Raw genomic sequence first — 5,920 nt, 5'->3', positions numbered from 1 at the left:
GTCGGGAACTGAGTTTGCTGGCGCCGTTATTGCAACAGCAGGTGACCGCACAGGTGTATCGTTATCAGCTCACGCCGGGGGAGCACGTGAAAAANGACCGGCCTAANAANGCGCTGNTANNGGTATTGGGGGTCTTGCTCGGCGGGATGCTCGGTATTGCCACCGTACTGGTGACGGACAGTATTGCTCGTTATCGTCGAGGTTAAATTCACCACCCTGACGGATGATGGGGCATCTGACGCGAGCAAGCGTAACATAATTAAAGGGATAACCATGCTAGAGATAAAACCGTATAGCGTCCTCGCCATTTTTGGCGGCATGTTCTATATGTAGCAATCCATTGTCGTAATGTTCGATGATCTATACCAAAACGATGAGCTATGGCTTTATACCCACCAGAATTTGTTTTGTAAGCTTTAATGGCTGTGAGTTTAAATTCTAACGTGTACTTACCCATGAAAAAACACCCCTAGATTGGATTTTGTGTCCAACTTTCGGGGTGCAGTTCAAGGCGCTGATGTTATTACATCTGGCCTTAACCCAAACCAAAGATCCAGTCAGCATTCAGAAAATCGTTAATGAGTACTGATTGATTTAGCGTAAGCGTAGTAACGTTGCGGCGAACTCACATTGACGTAAGAAATCAGTTCTGCATCACATAGAACCCGTTAGTTAGTCGGTTAAGCTAGTAACATTATGATACAGTTCCGTGATCTCAGTTGACTATAAATCCTGCCCCAACAGGATCATTTCTATCAATTAACCAGCGTGAAAAACCAAGAATGCTGGCGGTCCCTTTTACTGTTGGGCGTAAAGCTCTAATTCCGTTTAAGTCAACTTCACCAACCAGACACCCTTCGAAAGTACCACACCCCAACAGTCCCTCAGAGAGAATAGGCTGGTTCAGGTTGAGTTGTCCCCTAGCTTCAAACATCGCCATCATTGCGCTAGTCCCTGTTCCGCCAGGAGAACGATCCAGTTGACCATCACTGAATACGTGTACATTTTTGTAGAGTGCTCCCTCAATGGTCGCCGGGTGCCAGAAGGTCATAAAGTTCAGGTCGTTGATATGAGCTTGTGTCGGATGTTGAATAACCCGTTGTGCGCGTATTTGCTCACGCGCTAACAGCCCAAGGCGTGATAGTTCTCGACTATTTTCGGGGCTTATTCTTAGAATAGAGTCACTTAAATCAATGATACCAAAATAGTTCCCCCCCCAGACAAGGTCTGCTTTGAACTCACCGTAACCCGGTAACTCAATAGGGATATCCTGGGCGGCAACATAGGCAGGAACATTCTCGAACCGGCTCCAGAGTACTTTCCCATCAGCCGAGGCAACTTCGGCTACCACTAACCCCGCTGTCGTTTCGAAACGGATCTTAGTGATACCTTCAGCACCTTGGGGAAATAAACCTAGCGCGACCATTGCCATACTTACCGCAATCGTACCATGTCCACACATGTGTGAGTAAACATGGCCATCCATATAAATCAGACCAGCATCGAACTCAGGACTGGATGGTGGGGTCAGGAACACACCAAACATATCTTTATGGCCCCGAGGTTCCTGCATCAATGCCTTACGTAACCAATCATAATTGAGTTCAAGAAAGCCACGTTTATCTAATATGCTGGAGTTCGGGGGGTAAGGAATACCACTGTGCACAATACACAAGGGTTCACCTTCCGTATGGGTATAGATAACATCGAAAGTATTTTGTATATTCATGATTGAGTTCCTTGATGAGGCGACTACTTGTGAGTGTCTAAAAAATCAAGACCGATAAAAAGATCGAGTAAAACGATGACGATGACAACCACTCCAATAGTTGCACCACAGGCGGCTGCTATTGTCGGATCTACACTGTATTGCACATAGTTGAATAGCTTGACGGGGATCGTGTTCAACGCGGGCGTTGTGTTGAAGATGGATAACTCCACATTGATCCACGAGGCGATAAAAGCAAAGATTGAGCCGCTTATTATTCCTGCGCGGATCCGCGGTAATACCACCAAGAAAAAAGTGACCCATGATGTGCCCCCAAGATCATTTGAAGCGTCTTCAAGCGTCCGTTGTTCTGGGGTGAACATCGGTAATACTGATCGTAGAATAAAAGGCGAAATAATGATGGTGTGCCCGATAAGTAAAGCGAGAAAACTGCGTGTCAGACCGAAGTAACCGCCAAACTGTAGCAGTGCGGCACCAAGAACGATGTGTGGAAAAACTAACGGTGAACTCAGTGCGGCCAGTAGTGCGCCTTTCCCGAAGAATTCATAACGAGCTAGCGCTAATGCAGCTGGTATGCTGAGTAGCAAAGCAATCACGGTCGCCGTCAGGGCGAGTAGACTACTGGTAGTGAACGCGGCCATATAGCTTGGGTCATTGAGTACTTGCCGATACCAATCGAGGCTCCAGCCTTGGGGAGGGAAAGCAAGAAATGACGATGAGGTGAAAGACGTACCCATAATCACCAGTATAGGTAACAAAAGATAACCGAGTATGGCCCAGGATGCGAGTGTCACCAGCCAACGAGTGCTCATGATTTCCCCCTACGGACATGGCCAATGCGTCCGGCAAGCCCAACCATGACTAGCGTAAAAAATAACAGTACAACACTTAATGCACCGCCATAATTAAAGTTAAAAACAGTGCTGTATTGCTGAAAAATTAACATTGAAACAACGGAGATACGACCACCTGAAAGCAATGCTGGCGTGACATAAGCGCTAGCGGCTAATGTAAACACCATAATTGCCCCCGAAATAACACCAGGTAGTGTCAATGGCAGAATGATTTTAAAGAAAGTGGTGTGGGGATTAGCCCCTAAATCGTTTGAAGCTTGTTCATAGGACGGATCAATCTGTGCCAGCGTATTACCTGTCGCGAGGACAATAAAAGGCAACAGGATATAAACCATGCCGATGAGGATACCTAACTCACTACCCAAAAAACGGACCGGGGACTCTATCAAACCGCTGGATAACAGACTCTGGTTGACTAAGCCTGTACGTCCCAATAATACCATCCAGCCGAAAGAGCGGACAATATTACTGGTGAACATGGGTATTATCACAAGAAGAATGCAGACCCGTCGCCAGGCTTTCCATCGAATGATTCGGACCAAATACCAGGCAAGTGGATAGCCAAGTAATAACGATATCAGTGTCGTCAACGCAGCAATCCGAAATGTCAGTGCAATGACATTCCAGTTATATTGATCGGATAATACCTTGATGTAGTGTTGTAGGGTGAATATCTGGTCACCTTCCGTTGTCAGGCTCGCGATGATCACAACAGTAAACGGAGCGAGAAAGAACGCAGTAAAAAACACCACCGTGGTAATCAACAACCAAAATGGGGTCAACATCATACGTTTCATGCGGCCTCTCCCAGTAAATGCAGATGAGTAGGATTGAAACTTAGGCACACAAGGCTGCCGGTAGCCAGTTCAGTACCTTCAAATCCCGTACTCCGAAACACGATAACGTGCTCACCCACTAAGAGATGCACCAGACTGTGGCTTCCGAGGGCGATGATATCGCTGACGGTCCCATGGAGTTGGCAGTGACCGGCGGGGATAGGGTTGTTCTTGTTAACCAGTTGCAGATGCTCCGGACGTAAAATAGCCACACCTTGTTGGGAAATTCGGTGTGATTCCCAAAAAATGGGTTGTTCATTAATCGTTAACCGAATTTCATTCATACCTGTCACTTGATAACCGATCTGATTAGTTTCACCAATAAATTCAGCCACAAAGCTTGAGCTTGGCGTGCGATAAATGTCGTTACTCGACCCCTCTTGTTCTATCCGACCCGCATTCATCACAACGATTCGGTCAGCAAGGGTCATCGCTTCTTCCTGATCATGGGTGACGAAAACAAATGCGATACCTAATTTTTCCTGAAGATGTTTAAGTTCCAGTTGCATGCGTTTACGCAATCGCATATCCAGTGCTGAGAGGGGTTCGTCCAACAATAAAAGCTTTGGTCTATTGACGATGGCGCGGGCAAGTGCAACTCGTTGCTGTTGACCTCCCGATATATCATGGGGAAAACGGGACTCGAACTCTTTCAAACCGACTAAATCCAAGACCTGACGGGCTTGTTCGTGTGCGTCTGTACGGTTAAATCCATTACGTCTTGGGCCATAAGCAACATTGTCCAAGACACTCATGTGTGGAAATAGAGCATAGTTTTGGAAAACGGTGTTGAGTGGACGGCGGTAAGGCGGTAGATGGCTAATATCCTGACCTTCGATCAGGATATTGCCAGTATCAGGTTGCAAAAATCCCGCGATCAACCGAAGCAAGGTTGTTTTACCACAACCGCTGGGTCCGAGTAGAACAATAAACTCTCCTTGGCGAATATCCAGATTAATATTGTGTAATGCCCGAAACTGCCCAAATTGCTTGCAGACGTTGTTTATGCTCAAGAGAACCGACATAGTCTACCTCTGGAATTAGTGATTGGTGACTTTTCTATTCCAGTCATCCGTAATTTCAGCGCGTCGCACATTAATCTCGCGCCAATCAAAAAGACGTAAATCATTGATAGACCCGCCTTTTCCCCAAGGTAATTTGCGTGTGACCTCATCTGGCAATTCAACATTTTTTAATGCAGGGCCTAAATACAATCGGGTGGCCAGACAAATAGCCGCATCCTGACTTAACGCCTTATTGATAAATTGTGTTGCAGCCTGGTGATTAGGCGCCCCTTTAATCAGGTGCAATCGCGTATCAGTCGCCCAAACGCCCTCTTTGGGAATGATGAAATTAATCGGAAATCCTTTGTCAATAAGATCCCAAGCGCCCACACTGAAATGTGCTCCAATAATGGCCTCTCCGCTCTGAAAGGCGTTGCTAGCTGCACCAGAGCTATCAAAGAACAAAGCGACATCCAGAATACGTAATTTATTATAAAGAGGAGTCAGGTCTGATGTCGGGATAGCCCATACTTCAGACAAGAAGAACAGGAAGGGGACACCGGACGAATTGGCTGGCGAAGGCAGGGCGATGGTACGGGCAAATTCGGCTTGCCACAGGTCCTTCCAACTGTTGGGTACTTGTTTGACCAGATTAGTGTTGTAAATCAAACCAAGCGAGTAGAAGCCGGTACTGACGGCGAAGGTATGAGCATCACGGGTGTAGATAGCTTTATCCAGCACATTTTTCAAGTTAGGGATTGTTGTCGGTTCGAGGTTATCAAGCACATTAGCAGCATAAGCCAGTTCACTAATACCGCCATCCATCCAGGCGACATCGATAGTGGGCTTCGATTTTTGTTGTTGGAGCTTGGCTAAAGTGACCGTTGATGTGCCGAATTCGGCCGCTACCGCAATACCGGTTTCTTGAGTAAATGGGTCAGCAACACAACGAAGGAACGCCTCCCCCCAATTTCCACCATACATAGCAACGGTCAATTTTTCTGAAGCAGCGAAAGATATTTGCGATGAAGTACAGTATAAAAGTAAAAAAAATATAATCATATTGTTTGTTTTTATTGATGTCATCATCAGTCCTCTTATCTGGGTAGGGGTAAATTAGAAAAGCATTACTCGCTAACGTTGAGGGTATTTATTTTATCCTTCTGGGTATTATCTGGCTCGGCGTAATAATTTGTTAGTGTCGATGTAGTAAAAAACTTCCCCCAAACCGGCACAAGGATCGAATGGGGGAACAATGCTCTATACCACTTCAACCGAACGTTTATTATTTTTCTGCTGGGGAATGATTATTGGCATCGATTATTTTTTAATCAAGTGTTAATTATATGTTTATTTATTGTTAATTAAATCCCTGTGGTTAATGTCACATTTTACGTTTGAAATAGAAGCGACGACTTGCCATGGTTGAGACCTATCAGCCATGACAATATCCGTTCTTTGCGTTGAGCATGCTGTTTAAGTGCCGCAGTTGCACCA

General features: G+C 45.8%; 6 protein-coding genes. All 6 read right to left on the bottom strand.

The annotated features are described in order from the left end of the window. Positions 1 to 259: 259 nt before the first annotated feature. The 6 genes from YWE_RS32085 to YWE_RS0120415 all read right to left on the bottom strand — a co-directional run bounded on the left by YWE_RS32085 (position 260) and on the right by YWE_RS0120415 (position 5,509). Positions 260 to 457, bottom strand: coding sequence for a transposase (locus tag YWE_RS32085; RefSeq protein ID WP_071605914.1), 198 nt, complete (start codon positions 455 to 457; stop codon positions 260 to 262). A 258-nt stretch (positions 458 to 715) separates the two neighbouring features. Further along, positions 716 to 1,729 (bottom strand): proline racemase family protein, encoded by a 1,014-nt coding sequence (locus YWE_RS0120435; RefSeq protein ID WP_029096151.1) that lies wholly within the window; start codon positions 1,727 to 1,729, stop codon positions 716 to 718. A gap of 23 nt (positions 1,730 to 1,752) precedes the next feature. Next, positions 1,753 to 2,541: an ABC transporter permease gene (locus tag YWE_RS0120430; protein ID WP_029096150.1), complete on the bottom strand. Its 789-nt coding sequence runs from the start codon at positions 2,539 to 2,541 to the stop codon at positions 1,753 to 1,755. Next, entirely contained in the window at positions 2,538 to 3,380 is an 843-nt protein-coding gene (locus tag YWE_RS0120425; RefSeq protein WP_029096149.1) for an ABC transporter permease, read from the bottom strand. The genes YWE_RS0120430 and YWE_RS0120425 overlap by 4 nt, the downstream gene beginning before the upstream one ends. After that, positions 3,377 to 4,444 carry an ABC transporter ATP-binding protein gene (locus YWE_RS0120420; protein WP_029096148.1) on the bottom strand — a complete coding sequence of 356 codons (1,068 nt, stop codon included), beginning with the start codon at positions 4,442 to 4,444 and terminating at the stop codon, positions 3,377 to 3,379. The genes YWE_RS0120425 and YWE_RS0120420 overlap by 4 nt, the downstream gene beginning before the upstream one ends. A gap of 15 nt (positions 4,445 to 4,459) precedes the next feature. Continuing rightward, a complete protein-coding gene (locus YWE_RS0120415) occupies positions 4,460 to 5,509 on the bottom strand; it encodes an ABC transporter substrate-binding protein (protein ID WP_211231041.1) in 1,050 nt (349 codons plus the stop codon). Between the last annotated feature and the right edge of the window lie 411 nt (positions 5,510 to 5,920).

Source organism: Budvicia aquatica DSM 5075 = ATCC 35567, assembly GCF_000427805.1.
GTDB classification, from domain to species: Bacteria; Pseudomonadota; Gammaproteobacteria; order Enterobacterales; family Enterobacteriaceae; genus Budvicia; species Budvicia aquatica.
This window is presented reverse-complemented; position numbering and strand designations above follow the sequence as displayed.

What these genes read in the sequence shown, in the direction of transcription:
- YWE_RS32085 (WP_071605914.1), bottom strand. Translation starts at nt 457, where the DNA reads ATGGGTAAGTACACGTTAGAATTTAAACTCACAGCCATTAAAGCTTAC.
- YWE_RS0120435 (WP_029096151.1), bottom strand. Translation starts at nt 1,729, where the DNA reads ATGAATATACAAAATACTTTCGATGTTATCTATACCCATACGGAAGGT.
- YWE_RS0120430 (WP_029096150.1), bottom strand. Translation starts at nt 2,541, where the DNA reads ATGAGCACTCGTTGGCTGGTGACACTCGCATCCTGGGCCATACTCGGT.
- YWE_RS0120425 (WP_029096149.1), bottom strand. Translation starts at nt 3,380, where the DNA reads ATGAAACGTATGATGTTGACCCCATTTTGGTTGTTGATTACCACGGTG.
- YWE_RS0120420 (WP_029096148.1), bottom strand. Translation starts at nt 4,444, where the DNA reads ATGTCGGTTCTCTTGAGCATAAACAACGTCTGCAAGCAATTTGGGCAG.
- YWE_RS0120415 (WP_211231041.1), bottom strand. Translation starts at nt 5,509, where the DNA reads ATGACATCAATAAAAACAAACAATATGATTATATTTTTTTTACTTTTA.